This is a genomic window from Leifsonia sp. 10L418, assembly GCF_056395445.1.
This window is the reverse complement of record NZ_JBFTJN010000002.1, coordinates 378785-397058: the sequence shown is the minus strand read 5'-3', so window position 1 is coordinate 397058 and position 18274 is coordinate 378785. Positions and strand designations below refer to the sequence as shown.

Sequence of the window (18274 nt, the reverse complement as noted above, 5' to 3'; positions counted from 1 at the left end):
CAGCCTCCCGGCCGAGTACCCCCTCCCCGCATAGGGTAAAGGGATGTCCTCCGTGCCCGAACACGAAATCATTGCACCCGTCGACCTCACCGTGCCGGGGGGCCGGCTGAACAAACACGCCATCGGTTGGTCGCGCCACCTGTGGCACAACACCGACCGAATCGGCCGGGGCTTTTACGGCTGGGGGCGCAACAAGCGCTGGGAATACTGGGGAATCGTCACCCCGACGCACATCATCGGCGTCACGGTCTCCGCTCTCGACTACGCCTCGGTGAACGAGCTCTGGGTTCTCGATCGCAACACGCTGACGCCCATCCAGGAGTCCGTGATCACTCCGCTCTCTCGGGCCGTGACGCTTCCCGGCACGCTCCGCGGTGGGCCGGCGACGGCACGCACCAAGACCCTCACGATCGACATCGATGAGGTCGACGGCGGCACCAGCATCCGTGCGGTCAGTCCCCGGGTGAGCGTCGACCTCGTCGCCCTGCGCCCCGCACAGCATGAGGCGCTCGGCGTTGTCGTGCCCTGGTCGTACCGCCTGTTTCAATACACGGTGAAGGATGTCGCTCTGCAGGTGCGCGGCAGCATCACCGTCGACGGCGTCACCCACGATATTTCCGACGCGAACTCCTGGGGGGTTCTCGATCATGGGCGCGGCCGCTGGCCCTACCGGATGACCTGGAACTGGGGCGCCGGCTCCGGGGTCGTCAACGGCCACGTGATCGGTCTGCAGCTGGGTGGAAAGTGGACCGACGGCACGGGCTCCACCGAGAACGCAATCGTTCTCGACGGGCGCCTGCACAAAATCAGTGAAGATCTCGAGTGGGACTACGACCCCACCGATTTTCTCGCCCCCTGGGCTATTCGGGGCAATGGCGTCAACGTGATCTTCACTCCGTTCTACGAGCGCGTCGCGTCGAGCAATGCCTACGTCATTTCTTCGAACACCCATCAGTGCTTCGGGCACTATTCCGGCACCGTCACCGTGACCGACACCGGCGCCGACACACACACCGAGGACGGCGTCGACGTTGAACCAATTGTCGTGAGTGTCGACGGGCTCGTCGGCTGGGCTGAGCACGTGCAGAACCGCTGGTAAATTCCGCACTGCCGGCCCGCGCATTCCTGTTCGAATGCCGCTCCCAGCCGCTGTCTGTGCTGGTCGAGTGCGATTTTCAGCGTTCGGCGACGCTGAAACCGCCTTCGGGAGTTTCCCAGCTTTCGTGCGGCCGAGCCGTCACGTTTCCACAGGGCGACACGCCCGGCGCGCCGGGACGCCGCGCCCACTGCGAGTTGTGCACCGAGTTACCCACAACCTTTCCACCTGTGGATAACTCTGTGGAGAACGCTGTGTGAAACGACGAAAACCCCCGTTAACCAGTGGATAACCCGCCGGATGGGTGTGGATAACTACACCCGTGTAGTTCGAATGTTTTCGCCGAGATCCCAGATTTTCACTCGAAATCTGCGGCAATTCACAGGGCTCAGAGTTCTCCACAGATCATCCACCACTGTGGATAACTCCAGCCGCGGCGTGTTCTGCGGCGAGTCGTTGCCCGGCCTCGTGTCGTCCGACGCTCTCGAGGGCCAAAATTGCGGCCCCGACGATCGGCGGCGCCGTCACCAGGCGAACGCGCGCCAGTGGCGCCCGCTCGGCCAGACCGGTTTCGACGCCGTCCATCAGGCGCCGATCGGCTGCCGCAAGCACGCCGCCACCGAGTACGACCGGAATATCCCGATCAGATAGATCGAGCCGAGTCAGGGCCGCCGAGACCATCAGAACGATCTCCTCGGCCAGCCGATCAACCAGGGCACCGGCAATCTCATCCCCGGCGAGAGCCGCACTGAAGACGTTGGGGCAGAGCCGCGCGAGATCGCTCGATGGGATGGCGCCGAGATGCAACGCCTCCACGACCTCGAGCAGGGATTCGCGGCCGAGCGTCGCCGGAATCAGAGAGCTCAACACCGTTGCCGGCCCCCGCCCGTCCAGAGCCCGTGCCGCGTGCCAGAGGGCGCTCTCACCGAGATGCCAGCCGCCGCCCCAATCACCGGAGATCATGCCGAGCGCCAAAAAGCGCGCGACCTCGCCGTCGGAGCGCACACCGATGCAGTTGATCCCCGTCCCGCAGATGAGGGCAACGGCATCGGACTCCAAGGTTCCGGCCCGTAGCAGCGCGAGCAAGTCGTTGTCGATGACGACCGGCTCGCCCGTCACGCCGCGCGCCCACGCGCGGCGCTGCACCACCTCTCGAAACTGCTCGATCTCGACCGGAAGGTCGAGCCCCGACAAGTAGATGTTCGTGCGCAGAAGAGGGAGCGCTGCGGGGCCAGCGGTCACTTCCTGCACGAGCTCGTCGATCAGTTCCACCACGCGCTCAACCCCGAGGAGTTGGGGGTTCGAACCCGGACCGGTTGCTCGCGCGAGCACGGTACCGTCGAGCCGGATCGCCCAGACGTCGGTCTTCGATCCGCCCCCGTCGACGGCGATCACCATTCCATCGCCGGGCTCGCCGCTTCGGGCAGTGGTGCCGACCGGCACAGCCATCACCGTGCCCACGCCAGAAACTGGCCGTTGCCGGCGAGCAGCAGGTCGGTCAACTTCTCGGCCTTGTCGAATTGCCCCACGAGCGGATGCGCGAGCATCGCCCGCAGCGTTCGGTCACGGCCCCCGTGAATTGCGGCGTCCAGGGCCAGCCGTTCGTAACCGGCCACCGCCGAGATCAACCCACGGATGTCCTCCGGCACCGGCGCGATCGGCAGGGCCGTGACCCCGTTGGTGCCGACCGTGGCCGGAACTTCGATCACATGGTCGTCGGGCAGGAACGGCAGTGCCCCGCCGTTTCGCAGATTGACCACCTGAACATCACCCTGATTCGAGGTGAGCGACGCCAGCAGATCGACTGCGGCCTCGGAGTAGAAGGCTCCCCCGCGCTGCGCCAAGAGCGCTGGCTTGGTGTTCATGCTCAAATCGGCATAGATCTCAAGGAGCGCATTTTCCACCTGATGAACCGCCTCCGCACGGCTCGGACCGGCCAGCTGCTCCTGCAGCACTTCGTCGTGCGCGTAGTAGTAGCGCAGGTAGTACGACGGCACATTCCCCAAAAGGGATATTACGGATCGTGGCAGCTCGATCTCTTCGGCAAGCTCGCCGAGGTGCGTGCCCAGCAGCTCGGGCAGGGCGTCGCGACGCCCTCTCGCCCGGTCATCCACCCACACCTCCCGCTCCCAGGTGAGATGGTTCAAGCCGACATGCCCGAGGCTGACGGAGCGGTGATCCACGCCGAGCAGCGCTGCGAAGCGGCGTTGAAAGCCAATGGCCACATTGCAGAGCCCGACCGCGCGGTGGCCCTCGTTCAACAGCGCCCGTGTCACGATGCCGACCGGGTTCGTGAAGTCGATGATCCAGGCATCCGGCTTGGCATGCTTCCGCACCGTCTCGGCGACGCCCAGAACCACCGGAACCGTGCGCAATGCTTTGGCCAAGCCACCGGGGCCGGTGGTCTCCTGCCCGATGCAGCATTCGGCGTGCGGAAAAGTCTCATCGCCGTGACGCGCGGTTTGACCACCGACCCGCAACTGAATCAGCACGGCGTCGGCATCCGAGACACCGGCAACCAGGTCGGTCGTCGCCATGATGCGACCGGGGTGACCGGCCGCCTGAATCATGCGCTGAGACATCCCAGCCACGAGGGCGAGCCGATCGGGGTTGGTGTCGATCAGCCACAACTCTTCAACGGCGAGCGTTTCCGACAATCTTGCGAAGCCGTCGATCAGTTCGGGTGTGTAGGTGGATCCGCCACCGACAACAGCGAGTTTCATGGTTATCCCTTCACGCCGGTCATTGTGATTCCCTCGACGAAGACGCGCTGAGCGAAGAAGAAGATGATGACCACCGGCACCATCACGAGCACCGTCATCGCCATGGTCAGACCCCAGTCGGTGCCGTGGATGCCTCGGAACGATGCGAGCCCATAGGCGACCGGCCACCAGTCCGAATTTTCAGAGGTGTAGAGCAGCGGCCCGAAGTAGTCGTTCCAGGAGTGGAAGAACATGAAGATGGCCGTCGCAGCGATTCCCGGCTTGGCCATCGGGATGACCACGCGGGTGAGCACCTGAATCTCTGAGCATCCGTCGACCCGTGCGGCATCCGCGTACTCCTTCGGAATCGTCAGGAAGAACTGACGCAGCAGGAAGATCGAAAAGGCGTCTCCGAGCAGGTTCGGCAGGATCAGCGGCCACAGGGTTCCGGTCAGGCCGGCGCCTGACCACATCACGTACACCGGAATCGCCGTCACCTGCGGCGGGAGCAGCATGGCCACGATGATCGCGGTGAAGAGCAGGTTTGAGCCCCGGAATTTGATCTTCGCCAGCGCATACGCGGCCGGAACGCTCGCGACGAGCATGAATGCCGTCGCCAACGTTGCGTAAAGCGCCGAGTTCGCGAACCAGCGCATCAACGGCACCTGGGTGAAGACGTTCAAGTAGTTGCTCCACTGCACCGGGTTCGGCCAGAGCGAAGCGGTCAGGGTTTGCTCACTCGACATCAGCGAGGTGAGCACGACAAAGACGATCGGGGCGATAAAGAGCACAGCAAGGGTGATGAGCAGAGCATGCTCACTGACCCAGTAGAGGCCGCGTCGAGTCTTCATCAGGCAGCTCCCTCCGGGGTGAAAGCCTTGAATCGGCGCAGCAACAGCACCAGAATCACGGCCGATACGACAAACAGCAGCACGGCCAGGGCCGACGCGTAGCCGAGTTGATATTGACTGAACCCGCGCACGTAGAGCCACTCGGTGTACGTCAGCAAGGAGTTACCCGGATAGCCGAGGTTGTTGCCGGTTCCCTCACCGACCACGGCCTTGCCCGAGGCCACCCCCGACGCGACCGCTGCCTCAGTGAAATATTGCAGCGCGGCGATGATTCCGGTGACCAGGGCGAACAAGAGCACCGGGGTGATGTTCGGAAATGTCACGTAGCGCAACTGCTGGAGACCGTTGGCCCCATCGAGCGAGGCCGCCTCATACTGCTCGCGCGGGACATCCAGCAGCGCAGCGAGAAAGATGATCATGATGTCGCCCATCACCCAGATGGCCAGCAACAGAAGCGATGGCTTCGACCATGCCGGGTCGTTGAACCAGAGCGGCCCCTGAATGCCGAAGAAGCGCAGTATCTGATTCACCGGCCCTGTGCCCGGGTTGAACAGAAAGACGAACGCGACGACCGATGCGACCGGGGGAACCAGCGCCGGCAGGTAGAACAGGGTGCGCCAGACCCCTGTTGCCTTTCGTGCCCTGGCCAGCAATCCGGCAATCATCAGGGCGAAGATGATTTTCACCGGCACCATGATCGTCACGAACCAGAGTGTGTTGATCGCCGAGATGACGACCTTCGGGTCTTTGGTGAAGAGGTACTCGTAGTTGCGCAGACCGATCCATTCCGGCGGCGAGACGAGATCGTAGCGAGTGAATGAGTAGTAAACGGATGCGACCAGCGGGTAGACGAAGAAGATCAGCAGCCCGAGCAACGCGGGAGTGAGCAGCGCGAGGGTGACCAGCTTGCGACGCAGGCGGTACCTCGGGGTGCGGACGACGGTCACCGTCTGCACCCCGAGAACGCCCGGCACGGTCTCGGTGGTCGCGGTCATGTTACGGACCGCTCACAAGCGCGATTGAGTCGTTGATCTGCTTGTCAATTTCTTGCAGCGATGCGGTCAGATCGGCTGACGGGTCGGTCTGATAGATGTTCCACCAGTCCTGGAAGGACTGCTGGTAGCCGGCCCCCACTGGGCTCGGCGGAGTGGTCGTCGTGTGCTGATTCTCTGAGATATCGAGGAATGTCTGGAATTGCGGCGACACTTCGAGGTCACTCGAGGTGAGCGCCGCGTGGGTGGTCGGCACGTTCTTCAGCCCGTTCGACAGCTTGACCACCGCTGCGGTGTCGGTGGTGAGGTATTTCATGAGCGCCCAGGCGAGTTCCGGGTTCTTCGACCCCTTCGAGATTCCGGCGATATTTCCGGTGATGTAGCCGCCTCCATAGAGGTCGGTGTGGGCATCGGCGGTCGGGAACGGGGCCGTGCCGTAGTTGAGCTCTGGCGCCTGATCGTCGATAAACGCGGTGCGGTACTCGCCGTCCATGTTCATCGCGACCTGACCAGTCTGGAACGCGTTGTCGGCCGAGAACTCCTGGCCGAGACCCGACGTGAACGTGTTGAGCTTGTCCCAGCCGATCTTCTGCACATACGCCGTCTGCCAATTGATCAGGTCTGGCCAGCCGGGATCAGTTCCGATGGCCGAGCTGCCGTCGGCGTTCAACCATTCGGCACCTGCCGCCGGGCCGTAGTGCGCCGGAGCGTTCTCGTACCAGCCCATTGTCGGGTTGAAGCCGAGGGTCTTGATCGACCCGTCTGCGTTGTAGGTGGTGAGCGCGTCGGCCATCGTCTCGAGCTCGCTCAGGGTCTTCGGCGGTTCGGTGAAGCCGGCCGCACTCAGCAGATCCTTGTTGTAGTAGAGGCCGTAGACATCCGCCAGCACGGGCATGCTGCAACGGGTTCCGTCGAACTCGGTATAGCTCTTCACGGTGTCGGTGAACTGGCTCATGTCCACGTTGTCGCGCTTGATCACGTCGGTGAGGTCGCGGAAAGCACCGGTCGAACAGAAGTTTCCGACGATGTCGGTGGAGTAGGAAAGGCCGAGGTCGACGGTGCTGCCCGTGGAAATCGCCTTGCGCATTTTCTCGTCGTCTTGGCCCGGGTGAACCGTCACTTTCACCTGGGGGTTGGCTTTCTCGAAATCATCGACGACCGACTGGATGACGTCGGCCTCACGGTCTGAAAAGAAATGCCAGAACGACACGGTGCCGGAGAGGTCCGTCGGGGTCTCTGTCGCAAAATCGCTTCCTGAGCCTCCGGAGGTGCATCCACTCAAGATGAGGGCAGATGCGGCGGCGAGGGCAATGACTGGAAGGTGGAGCCGGGCTGATCGCTTGTTCATTTCTTCCTGCCTCTATTTCTCTGCGTCATGACCAAGAAAGAAAATCCGCTACATCGCGGGGTTCGCGGCATGACCGGGGTGGTTGTGGATGGAGTTAGGGGGTTGCGATGCGTTCGACGTCACGCAGCAAGCGTTCCCGCACCTCGGCGACCAACACCGCACGGGCACCGGTGAGCACGGGATAAGCGGCGACGGTGGACGCGACGACGACGGGCGCCCAGCGCGAGGTGCGTCGCAGATGCGCCTGCACGCGCTCGGCAAGCTGGTCGCCGCCGGCGATGCCGGTGGGGCCGCCGAGAACGACGACTTCGGGGTCGAGCACGGCGAGAACAGGGATCACGCCGAGGGCGATACGGGGTGCCAGCTCCGCGATCAGGTGTTCGCGCGGGCCCGGCGCGGCGCCCTTGCCCACCTGTTCGACGCCGAACTGTTTGATCAGCGAGGAGAAGCCACGACCACGAAGGCCGTGGTCCCGGGCGAGACGCACGACCGCGGGGCCGCCGATCAGATCTTGGAGGTCGTCGGCATCCGGATCGAACTGGGCCGCCGCTTTCGGAACAGGAAGGTAGCCAATCTCGCCGGCGCCCCCGCCGGCGCCGCGGTGCAGGGTGCCTCCGAGATCGACGGCCAAACCGAGGCCGGGTCCCATCCAGAGCAGCGCGAACCCGCTCGCGTCGGCCACCGCACCGCCTCGGCGCTCGGCCAGGGCGGCGAGATTGACGTCGTTCTCGATGGTCACCGCGATGCCGAGGGAGTCCTCAAGAAGCTTGCGCACTCCGATTCGCGGCCAGCCAGGAAGCGTGTCGGTGAAGCTGAGCTCGTCAGTGCGGGGGTCGATCGCGGCCTGAACGCCCACGCACACGAACTGCACGGCCGCACGGTCTGCACCGTTCGCGGCACAGGCCGCGTCGATCGCGGTGCGCACATCCGAGACTGCCGACCGCCCCTTGGCTTGGCGCTGTACCGGGATTTCGACGATCGGGTGCACGGCTCCGCTGGCATCGACGAGTGTTGCCGCGATCACCGTGGCACTGATATCGACGGCGATGCCAAGCACCCGGTCGACCCGCACGCCGTAGCTCGCCGCGTTGGGTCCGCGCCCCGCCGAGACCTCGCCGACCGCGTGAATGAGGCCGGCCTCATTCAATCGCTGCACCATCTGCGAGGCGGTGGGCTTCGAGAGTCCGGAGAGCTCACCGATTCGGTTGCGGGTCAAAGGCCCGTGTGTGAGTAGCAGCGACAGCGCGGTGCGATCGTTCGTCGCACGCAGCCATGCCGGGGTTCCTTGAATTGTCTTCGTTGACATCAATCGCATCCTCGCGTTGTCGTTGCCGAGAATGTATCAGGAAAGTTTCTTAACAGAAAGACCCCCCGTCAGGAAAGTGTTCATGATTGCGCAATCGTCACTCGCGCGAAGGCCCACCGACTGACGACCATTTGCTCAGCCACTTGCCAGTCTGACAAAAATACCGTCTGGTATCTTTTGACGACGGGGACACAAGTGGGGCGGACTAGCGCGATCGTGGGCGGTGGAACTTCACTGGCCGTACCGGCCGGACCGGCCACGATCGCGCAGCGTGACCATCGACACAGCATCGGCGATTAAGCTGAACGTGAGTCTGAAGTCGAGGAGCGTGATGGCGCAACAAAAGCGTGCCACCGACACCCGAGAATCCATCGTCACGGGTGCGGCAACGGTGTTCCAGTCGCAGGGCTACGGCCTGGCGTCGCTGGCCGACATTGCCGCGGCATCCGGTGTCACCAAGGGCGCCCTCTACTTTCATTTCGACTCGAAAGCGGCGATCGCTCGCGCCGTGATCGACGCGCAACACGCGCTGGCCCACACCATCGGCGTCGCCCTCCGCGAGTCGGGCACGACCGGCATCGCCGCTGCCGTGGCTGCCTCGTTTTTGGTCGCCCGGCAGCTTCGGGAGAACCCGATCGTGCGAGCCGGAATCCGGTTGACCCTCGAAGGATCAAGCTTTCAGACCCCAGTGGTTGGGCCGTATCTCGATTGGATTGGCTGGATCGAGGGGTATCTTGCCGAGGCCGCCGCCCTGGGCGACCTCACGGCTGACGTCAGCCCGGCGATGATGGCGCATTTCATCATCCCCGCCTTCACCGGCGTGCAGATGGTCTCCGAGGTTCTCACCCACCGCGAGGATATCTATCAGCGGGTGGAGGAGCTGTGGTTGCTGCTGCTTCCCGGCGCCGTTCCCCCTGACCGGTGGGAGCAGATTCGCGCTCTGCTCGCTCGCACCCGTCGTGAGGTCAGCGAGCAACAATGAACCTCCCGCACCCCTGGTCTGCTGCATCAGCCCTCGCGCTGATCGGAACAGACCCGGGGGTGCGACGGGTCTACCTTGCGAGCTATCGCGGGGATGGCGACGCGCTTGCCGCATTGACCGAAGTCGTCGCCACAGAAGCACGAGTCGATACGGCAGTGGCCTCCGACGCCAACACCGAGTCCAACTCTGACGCAGCATCCGACATCGCCGGAGCAGAGGCGGCGGAGCTTCGGCACCTTCGAGACCTCGCCTACGGACGCCCCACAGCGTTGACCGCGGGCACAGAGCGCGAACTCGCCACCGAACGCCTCGCTGCCATCAGCGCAGCAGAGCACCGTCGCAGTGCCGACGTCTATGCAGCCCTCAACCGGATGAAAGACGTGCTCACCGAAGGCGGGCCGCCGGAACCCACCCGTTCAGAGCCAATCGATGTCGAGACGCCTGACGCATCGGAAATGTCAGGCGCGGAGGCGTCCAATCAGGCATCCTCTGCATCTTCTCCCCCGGCTTCACGCGTGTCGTTTCCCCCACGAGTTCTGCTCATCGCAACCCTGGCGGCGGGCATCGTCATCGGAATCGGCGTCGGGCTGGCTTCAGCCGTCGGCTTCGAGAACCCGGTCAGCACCTCGGCGCCCACGGATGCCGCGATCCTGAGCGCACCATCCGACCTGCTGACGCTCACCCGATTTCCGGGCAACGTGACCGCTGCCGACACCTGGTTCGCCCGCGCCCAAACCGAGGTCGACGTGTTCAACGGTTTCATCATCTTCGAGGACGAGCGAGTGGACTCGGCATCCAGTCGGTTCGCCGGAACGACGGCGAGCGACTGGCGAATCTGGGTCGCGAGAACTCCGTCGAAGGGATTCTGTTTGATCGGCCGTCACGCTGCGGAAACAGTCCACGCCTCATCCACTCAGAAGGCCTGCGTGTCGCGTGCCACGTTCGAGCGATCAAGCGTGCGCCTCGAACTCGATTCCACGACCGTGGTCTGGAACGGAAAGACGATTCTCACATCAGTCCGATGGTGAGCCCGTATTGGAAGCGACGGGAGTCGCTCAGGCCTGTGCCGCGGCGGCCCGTTCGCGAGCGCTGGCGCCAGCCCGCTCGGCGGCATCCATCAGCTGCTTGACGCCCAGAAAATAGATTTCTCGGTCTGTGAGCGCGGTGATTTCCTCGCGCAGAGCCGAGATGTGCGGATGCGACACGGCGCTCACCGGGAGCGTGCGTCGCCACCAGGGCGATGTCTGATGTGGTTCCATCGTGCTGGAGAGGCTATGCGCGCGCGCTACTCCCGCGGCGAAGGAGAGCACGTACGTCGCAAGCGCTGCATAATGCTGCACGAGTTCGTCGCCCTCGAGTCCCGTCCGGGAATAGGCGTCGAGCATGAGTTCAATGGTGTCGAGCTCTCCGGGGCCTTCGGTACTGAAAGCCATTGCTTCCAAACCGACGGCGGGATAGGCGACAAAGACGTCGAGGGTTGCCGTGCACAATTCGACGAGCCGCTGCCTCCATTCCTCGGGCGGGGCCGTCACGCGCTCGAGGCACATCACGATCAGCCGGTCGAGCAGCGCCTGCATCAGGCCCTCTTTGCTCCGAAAATGACGGTAGATCGCAGTCGGTGCGGCATCGAGCATTGCGCCGAGGTCTCGCACTGACACGGTGGCCATTCCCGGTTGGGCCGCGATTCGAAGCCCCGCTTCGATGATCGATTCCGCGTCGAGGCGCGCCCGCTCCTTTGTCGTTGTCCGACCATTGTCCTCGACAGTTTTCATCGACCCCTCGGCTTTCTTCCTGTGAATCAGTCAATCGATCCTGGCGGAGACCATCGACTCGTGCGTTGCAGCAGTCCCCGATTTACAGCTTGTCACGCAGTGTCCCACAAGATCACCACTGTGAACAGTGTTGTAAACGCTGTTCACACTGAATTCCACGCCGAGAAGAACCCGCGACCTCACCGGAACGCTCCGAATCAATAACCAAAAGATCACGATTGTGAACAGTGTTGTAAACACCGTTGACACCCAAGTTACGCTCCCGCTAGTCTCCTGAAATCTGGTCGGCAACGGTGCCGCATTGAGCGCGAGGAGTGTGTCGTGGCAGTACCTGCAGATCTGATTTACACGGGCGGCTGGATCTTCACAGCCCGTTCGAACGCACCAGAGCGGATGGCCGTGGCCGTCACCGACGGCGCAATCACTGCCGTCGTGCCCGAGAGTGAGACCACAGCGCTCACCGGAGAGACCACCCAGGTCGTCAACCTGAACGGTGGACTTCTCGTTCCCGGGTTTCAAGATGCCCACATCCACCCGGTCTTCGGTGGCGTCGAGCTACTGCAGTGTGATCTGTCCGGCACCGAAAACGCCGAAGAAGCGGTCGCGCGAATCGCCGCGTACGCCCAGGCGAACCCCGACGTCGAATGGATTCTGGGCGGCGGCTGGTCGATGGACCACTTCCCGGGCGGAAACCCGACCCGAGACTTGCTCGACGCTGTCGTTCCCGATCGCCCGGTGCTGGTGGCCAGCCGCGATCACCACAGCTCCTGGGCCAACACAAAGGCCTTCGAGATTGCAGGTATCACCGCCGCGACCCCCGACCCCGCCGACGGTCGGATCGAGCGGGAGGCCGATGGAACTCCAGCCGGCGCCCTGCAAGAGGGCGCCTCCGCGCTCTTTGACGCAGTACGACCGGAGATCAACTCAGAACAGGGCTACCAAGGGCTCCTTCGGACCCAGACCGAGCTGTTCGCGCTCGGAGTCACCGGCTGGCAAGATGCCGCGGTCGGCACTGCGTTCGGGATGCCCGATTCGATGCCCATCTACGAACGCGCCATCAACGACGGCACCCTGCTCGCTCACGTCGTCGGTGCACAGTGGTGGGATCGCAGTGCCGGCATCGAGCAGGTACAAGAAAAGATCCGGCGCCGCGACGCCGTCGCCGCACGTTACCCGGGAAAAGAACTCGACTTCAGCACCGTCAAGATCATGGTTGACGGCGTCGCCGAGAACCAGACCGCGGCCATGAATGCTCCCTACCGAGACTCGCACGGCCACGACACCGACAACGCCGGCCTGTCGTTCATCGACCCCGAGTTGCTCAAGCAGTACGTCACGGCCCTCGATGCCGCCGGCTTCCAGGTGCACTTCCACGCGCTCGGTGACCGTGCGGTGCGTGAAGCACTCGACGCCGTCGAGGCCGCCCGCGCGGCCAATGGCCCGAGTGACAACCGTCACCACTTGGCTCATCTGCAGGTTGTCGCTGCCGCAGAGACAGCCCGCTTCGCCCCGCTCGACGCCGTGGCAAACATCCAGTCGCTCTGGGCTGTTCACGAGGCGCAGATGGACGAGCTCACCCTGCCGTTCCTTCCCGACGATTCAGAAGAGCACCACTACCCGTTCGGTGAACTTCGTTCCCACGGCGCCCGCCTGGCCGCAGGCAGCGACTGGCCGGTCTCGAGCGCGAACCCGATCGACGCCATCCACATCGCGGTCAACCGGGCCACACCTGGTTCGACCCATGAACCGCTCGGGCCGCCGACTCAGAAACTCGACCTACCGACATCCCTCACTGCGTACACGGCGGGAACCGCCTTCGTGAACCACCGCGACCACGACACCGGGGCCATCGTTCCCGGCTACGTGGCCAATCTGGTTGTGCTCGAACCCAACCCGTTCGAGCTCGATCCGAGCGAAATCTACACAGCACGCGTCACCTCGACCTGGGTGCGCGGCACCCAGGTTTATGCCCGCAGCAATTAGTGCCCCACCGAACCCCGGAGAGATCATTATGCTCAACTTGGCACCGCCGTCCCGCAGATCCACGTCCCGCCGAATCCTTGCAACGTCGGCACTCGTTGTCACTGCTGCGCTTGCGCTCAGTGCGTGCACCGCACCGAAGGCCGACTCGGCAGACAATGGCAAACCGAACTTCGAACTGAGCGCGACCACCCCGGCGCCGTCCGGCGAGATCGACTCGTTCACCTGGTCGACCTATGCCGAGCCCTACTCGCTCGACTACGCCTACGCATTCGACTACGCCGACAACCAGATCCTGGCGAACATCTGTGACTCGCTCACCCGGTGGAACCCCGATCTCACCACGTCGCCCGGTCTCGCCGAATCGGTCGAGAACCCGACGCCGACGACCTGGGTCTACAACCTCCGCCCGAACGTGAAGTTCCACGACGGCACCACGATGACCGCCGACGACGCGGTCGCGTCGATGCGCCGCCACCTCGACCCCGCAGTCGGTTCGTTCTGGGCCACCTCGTACCAGAACGTCGCCTCGATCGACAAGACCGGCGACCTGCAGGTCACCGTCACCACCACCATTCCCGACAGCCAGTTCAATCAGTCGTTGTCCGGAGCGCCGGGCGTGATCGAGTCGGCGGCCACCCTGGCCAAGGATGGCGCTGACTACGGCAACTCCACCGGTGGCGTCAACTGCACCGGCCCCTTCTCCTTCGACGGCTGGAAGTCGGGTGAAGGCATCACGCTCAAGCGCTTCGACGACTACTGGGACAAAGACCTCGTCGCCAAGTCGAAAAAGGTCGAGTTCGTCTTCATGAACGACCCGAACGCCCGCATCAACGCGTGGAAGGCCGGCGAGATTGACGGTGGCTGGATGGTTCCCTCCAACGCCGTCGAACAGTTGAACTCCTCCGGATCGGGCAAGGTCTATTTCGGCACGAACAGTGCGGTGTACAGCATGATCGTGAGCAACCTCACCGGTGCGCTCAAAGACGCGAAAGTACGCCAGGCGCTCACCATGGCCATCGACCGTCAGGGACTCGTGAAGGCAGCCGAGCAAGGCTACGCCACGGTGACCAATGCGATCACCACCGAGTCGGTCTGGCAAGGCGCCGATCAGGCCACCGTCGACTCGGCCTTTGGCGATCTCAAGTCGTACCCCTACGACGTGGCAGCGGCCAAGAAGCTTGTCGACGAAGCCGGGGCTACCGGTCAAGAGGTTGTCATCGCAACGTCACCGATCACGGCCAATTTCGACGTGATCGCCCAGGCCACCGCCGCCGCTGCAACCTCGATCGGCCTGAAGCCGAAGATCGAGACGATCTCGCCGAACAAGTACACGACGTTGTTCTCCGACCCGACGGCACGCGAGGGAATCGACCTGTTCCTTACGAACTGGTACCTGTCGTCGTCTGACCCGCTCGAGATGTTCGGCATCCTGCGCACCGGCGAGTTCAGCAACTACGGCAACTGGTCCGACCCGGAGTTCGACAAGGTCGTCAACGAGGCCGTGGGAATCATGGACGCGAACGAGCGAGCAAAGAAGAGCGCGAAGGCGCAGGCCATCGTCAACGAGCAGCTGCCCTGGCTGCCGCTCTACGAACAGCCGACCATGCTCTGGCTCGGCAAGAACATCAGCGGTGTCGCTCCGTCGATCAACTTCATGTACTACCCCTGGGCGGCCACCATCGGCGCCAGCTAACCGCATCGCACTTGCTCACCGGTCGGCTGCCTGTCGGGCCGACCGGTGAACTGTGTTTCAGACAAGTTTCAGGTTGTGAACAGTGTTGTGAACAGTGTTGACACGGCGGCTTTGCGCCAGCTAGTCTCCTGAAACCGGTCGACAACGACGCCGTTCGAACACGAGGAGTTTCCGTGGCTGTACCCGCAGACCTGATTTACACCGGCGGGTGGATCTTTACCGCCCGTGCCGACGCGCCAGAGCAGCTCGCCGTGGCGGTCACAGACGGTGTGATCAGCGCCGTCATTTCCGAGGCAGAGGCTGCGGCACTCACCGACGAATCCACTCAGGTCATCGACCTGAACGGCGGACTTCTCGTTCCCGGTTTTCAAGATGCCCACATCCACCCCGTCTCCGGCGGCGTCGAGCTGCTGCAGTGCGACCTGACCGGCACCGAAAACGCCGAAGAAGCTGTCGCCCGCATCGCCGACTATGCCGCTGCGAACCCCGACATTGAGTGGATTCAGGGCGCCGGTTGGTCAATGGACCACTTCCCGGGCGGAAACCCCACGCGGGGACTGATCGACGCTGTCGTCTCCGACCGGCCCGTTCTGCTCTCCAGCCGTGACCACCACAGCTCGTGGGCCAACACCAAGGCCTTCGAAATCGCCGGTATCACCGCCGCCACTGCCGACCCCGCCGACGGCCGGATCGAGCGCGAGAGCGATGGCACCCCCGCCGGCGCCCTGCAGGAAGGCGCCTCAGAGCTCTTCAACCACGTGCGCCCCGAAACCACCGACGACCTGGCCTACAAAGGCCTCCTCCGCGCCCAGGAAGAACTCTTCGCCCTCGGAGTCACCGGCTGGCAGGACGCCCTCGTCGGCACCGGTCTCGGAATGGCTGATTCGCTGGCCATCTACGAACGTGCCCTTGACGAGGGAACGCTGCTGGCGCACGTTGTCGGCGCCCAGTGGTGGGAACGCAGCACCGGCCTCGAACAGCTTCCGCGGATGATCGCGCGTCGCGACGCAATTGCCGCCCGTTACCCCGACAAGCACCTCGACCTCAGCACGGTCAAGATGATGGTCGACGGCGTCGCTGAGAACCAGACGGCCGCCATGAACGTGCCCTACCGCGACGCACACGGACATGACACCGACAACTCGGGACTCTCGTTCATCGACCCCGAGCTCTTGAAGGAATACGTCACCGCTTTGGATGCCGCCGGCTTCCAGGTTCACTTCCACGCCCTGGGCGACCGCGCAGTGCGCGAAGCGCTCGATGCCGTCGAGGTGGCGCGCGAGGCCAACGGCCCGAGCAACAACCGACACCATTTGGCTCACCTGCAGGTTGTCGACTCCGCCGACACCGCCCGCTTCGCGCCGCTCGACGCGATCGCAAACATCCAGTCGCTCTGGGGTTGCCACGAGGATCAGCTCGACGAGTTGACGCTGCCGTTCCTTCCCGACGATTCGGAGGAGCACCACTACCCCTTCGGCGAGCTCCACTCCAATGGTGCGCGCCTGGCCGCGGGCAGTGACTGGCCGGTCTCGAGCGCGAGCCCGATCGACGCCATCCACATCGCTGTCACTCGGGTCGCGCCTGACTCCACGGACAAGCCGCTGGGTGAGCCGATTCAGAAGCTTGACCTCGCCACCTCACTCACCGCCTACACGGCGGGATCCGCCTACGTGAACCACCGCGACCACGACACCGGGGCCATCATTCCCGGGTACCTGGCCAACCTCGTCGTACTCGAACCGAACCCGTTCGAGCTCGACCCCAGTGAGATCTACACCTCCACCGTCACGTCAACCTGGGTGCGCGGCGCCCAGGTTTATCCCCGCAGCAACTAATACTCACCGATCCCCGGAGACATTTATGTTTACCCCTGCACCATCTCCCCGCGCGCGTCGCGCCTCGCGCCGCTTGCTTGCGGCGTCGGCAGTTGTCGCCGTTGCGGCGCTGTCGCTCAGCGCGTGTTCCGCGCCGAAAGCCGATTCAGGCGCTGGTTCACCCAGTTTCGAACTGACGGCACTCACCCCGGCGCCCACCGGCGAACTCGACTCCTTCACCTGGTCGACCCACGCGGAGCCGAACTCGCTCGACTATGCCTACGCGTTCGACTACCCCGACAACCAGGTTCTCGCCAACGTCTGCGAATCATTGCTGCGCTGGAACGCAGACCTCACCATCTCTCCCGGTCTTGCTGAGTCCTACGAGAACCCGACGCCGACGACCTGGGTCTACAATCTGCGCCCCGGCGTCACCTTCCACGATGGCACCGTTCTGACCGCCGACGACGCCGTCGCCTCGATGAGCCGCCACCTCGACCCCGCGGTCGGTTCGTCGTGGTACACCGTGTACCAGAACGTTGCCTCCATCGAAAAGACCGGCGATCTGCAGGTCACCGTCACCACGACGGTTCCCGACTCCCAGTTCAACCAGGGAATGTCCGGCGCTCCCGGAGTCATCGAATCGGCGGCAACGCTCGCCGAGACCGGCGCCGATTATGGCAACTCGACCGGCGGCGTCAACTGCACCGGACCCTTCTCGTTCGGAAGCTGGAAGAGCGGCGAGAGCATCACACTCGAGCGCTACGACGGCTACTGGGACAAAGATCTCATGGCCAAGTCGAAGGAAGTCAAGTTCGTCTTCCAGAACGACCCGAACGCCCGCATCAACGCGTTCAAGGCCGGCGAGGTCGATGGTGGCTGGATGGTTCCGTCCAACGGAATCGACCAGCTGAAGGCATCGTCCGCAGGCAAGATCTACTTCGGCACCAACACCGCAGTGGCCAGCATGATCGTGAGTAACCTCAAGGGCACGCTCGGCGATGTGCGAGTTCGCCAGGCGCTGACCATGGCGATCGACCGTGACGGTCTGCTGAAGGCCGCCGAGCAGGGGTACGGCACCGTCACCAATGCGATCACCACGGAGTCAGTCTGGAACGATGCCGACGAGGCCAGCCTTCAGACCGCATTCGGCGATCTGAAGAAGTACCCGTATGACCTGGATGCCGCAAAGAAGCTGGTTGAAGAAGCAGGAGCGACCGGCAAGGAGATCGTCATTGCGACCTCGCCGATCACTGCTGCGTTCGATGTGATTGCCCAGGCCACCGCCGCCGCCGCGACGGCGATCGGACTGAAGCCCACCATCCAGACGATCACTCCGAACAAGTGGACGACAATGTTCTCCGACCCGTCAGCGCGTGAAGGTGTCGACCTGTTCTACACGCTCTGGTACCAGTCGACCGCCGACCCGCTCGAGAGCCTGTCAATTCTGCGCACTGACGAGTTCAGTAACTACGGCAACTGGTCTGACCCCGAGTTCGATCAGATCATCAACAACGCTGTCACCATTTCTGACCCCGCTGCCCGTGCCGCTGAGGCTGCCAAGGCCCAGGTCATCGTCAACGAGCAGCTGCCCTGGTTGCCGCTCTACGACGCACCGACCGTGCTCTGGCTCGGCAAGAACATCACCGGTGTTGCTCCTTCGATCAACTACCTCTACTACCCTTGGGCGGCAACAATTGGCGCAAGCTAACTGCGGCACACGCGTTCACCGGTC

14 protein-coding genes are annotated in these 18274 nt (G+C 63.6%); 7 read left to right on the top strand and 7 right to left on the bottom strand.

From position 1 onward, the window contains the following. Positions 1-43 precede the first annotated feature (43 nt). Entirely contained in the window at positions 44-1099 is a 1056-nt protein-coding gene (locus tag AC1DCF_RS05325; RefSeq protein WP_477210120.1) for a DUF2804 domain-containing protein, read from the top strand. 402 nt (positions 1100-1501) lie between these two features. Here AC1DCF_RS05325 and AC1DCF_RS05320 read toward each other — a convergent pair whose 3' ends face one another. The 6 genes from AC1DCF_RS05320 to AC1DCF_RS05295 form a co-directional block, all read right to left on the bottom strand. Next, positions 1502-2545, bottom strand: coding sequence for an N-acetylglucosamine kinase (locus tag AC1DCF_RS05320; protein ID WP_477210119.1), 1044 nt, complete (start codon positions 2543-2545; stop codon positions 1502-1504). Then, entirely contained in the window at positions 2545-3819 is a 1275-nt protein-coding gene (locus AC1DCF_RS05315; protein WP_477210118.1) for a 6-phospho-beta-glucosidase, read from the bottom strand. The genes AC1DCF_RS05320 and AC1DCF_RS05315 overlap by 1 nt, the downstream gene beginning before the upstream one ends. Positions 3820-3821: 2 nt before the next feature. Next, complete coding sequence (locus AC1DCF_RS05310; protein ID WP_441790747.1) at positions 3822-4649, bottom strand: carbohydrate ABC transporter permease; 828 nt, start codon at positions 4647-4649, stop codon at positions 3822-3824. Beyond that, the gene (locus AC1DCF_RS05305) at positions 4649-5644 is read right to left on the bottom strand and encodes a carbohydrate ABC transporter permease (RefSeq protein WP_477210117.1); all 996 of its coding nucleotides are present in this window, start codon (positions 5642-5644) and stop codon (positions 4649-4651) included. Before AC1DCF_RS05305 ends, AC1DCF_RS05310 begins: the two co-directional genes overlap by 1 nt. A 1-nt stretch (position 5645) precedes the next feature. Then, on the bottom strand, positions 5646-6989 hold the full coding sequence (locus AC1DCF_RS05300; RefSeq protein ID WP_477210116.1) for an extracellular solute-binding protein: 1344 nt from the start codon (positions 6987-6989) through the stop codon (positions 5646-5648). A gap of 94 nt (positions 6990-7083) precedes the next feature. Next, the gene (locus AC1DCF_RS05295) at positions 7084-8295 is read right to left on the bottom strand and encodes an ROK family transcriptional regulator (protein ID WP_477210115.1); all 1212 of its coding nucleotides are present in this window, start codon (positions 8293-8295) and stop codon (positions 7084-7086) included. A 331-nt stretch (positions 8296-8626) separates the two neighbouring features. On the opposite strand from AC1DCF_RS05295, the gene AC1DCF_RS05290 reads away from it, so the two are divergent. Next, positions 8627-9277: a ScbR family autoregulator-binding transcription factor gene (locus AC1DCF_RS05290; RefSeq protein ID WP_477210114.1), complete on the top strand. Its 651-nt coding sequence runs from the start codon at positions 8627-8629 to the stop codon at positions 9275-9277. After that, positions 9274-10305 (top strand): hypothetical protein, encoded by a 1032-nt coding sequence (locus tag AC1DCF_RS05285; protein ID WP_477210113.1) that lies wholly within the window; start codon positions 9274-9276, stop codon positions 10303-10305. The genes AC1DCF_RS05290 and AC1DCF_RS05285 overlap by 4 nt, the downstream gene beginning before the upstream one ends. Positions 10306-10332: 27 nt before the next feature. On the opposite strand, the gene AC1DCF_RS05280 is transcribed toward AC1DCF_RS05285, so the two are convergent. Further along, positions 10333-11049, bottom strand: a complete 717-nt coding sequence (locus AC1DCF_RS05280) for a TetR/AcrR family transcriptional regulator (RefSeq protein ID WP_477210112.1) — start codon at positions 11047-11049, stop codon at positions 10333-10335. 321 nt (positions 11050-11370) lie between these two features. Between AC1DCF_RS05280 and AC1DCF_RS05275 the strand changes: the two genes are divergently transcribed. The 4 genes from AC1DCF_RS05275 to AC1DCF_RS05260 all read left to right on the top strand — a co-directional run bounded on the left by AC1DCF_RS05275 (position 11371) and on the right by AC1DCF_RS05260 (position 18250). Further along, positions 11371-13032 carry an amidohydrolase gene (locus AC1DCF_RS05275; RefSeq protein WP_477210111.1) on the top strand — a complete coding sequence of 554 codons (1662 nt, stop codon included), beginning with the start codon at positions 11371-11373 and terminating at the stop codon, positions 13030-13032. Between the two features lie 28 nt (positions 13033-13060). Then, positions 13061-14725, top strand: coding sequence for an ABC transporter substrate-binding protein (locus tag AC1DCF_RS05270; RefSeq protein ID WP_477210110.1), 1665 nt, complete (start codon positions 13061-13063; stop codon positions 14723-14725). 173 nt (positions 14726-14898) lie between these two features. Continuing rightward, positions 14899-16560, top strand: coding sequence for an amidohydrolase (locus tag AC1DCF_RS05265; protein WP_477210109.1), 1662 nt, complete (start codon positions 14899-14901; stop codon positions 16558-16560). Between the two features lie 25 nt (positions 16561-16585). Continuing rightward, positions 16586-18250 (top strand): ABC transporter substrate-binding protein, encoded by a 1665-nt coding sequence (locus AC1DCF_RS05260; protein WP_477210108.1) that lies wholly within the window; start codon positions 16586-16588, stop codon positions 18248-18250. Positions 18251-18274: the final 24 nt, after the last annotated feature.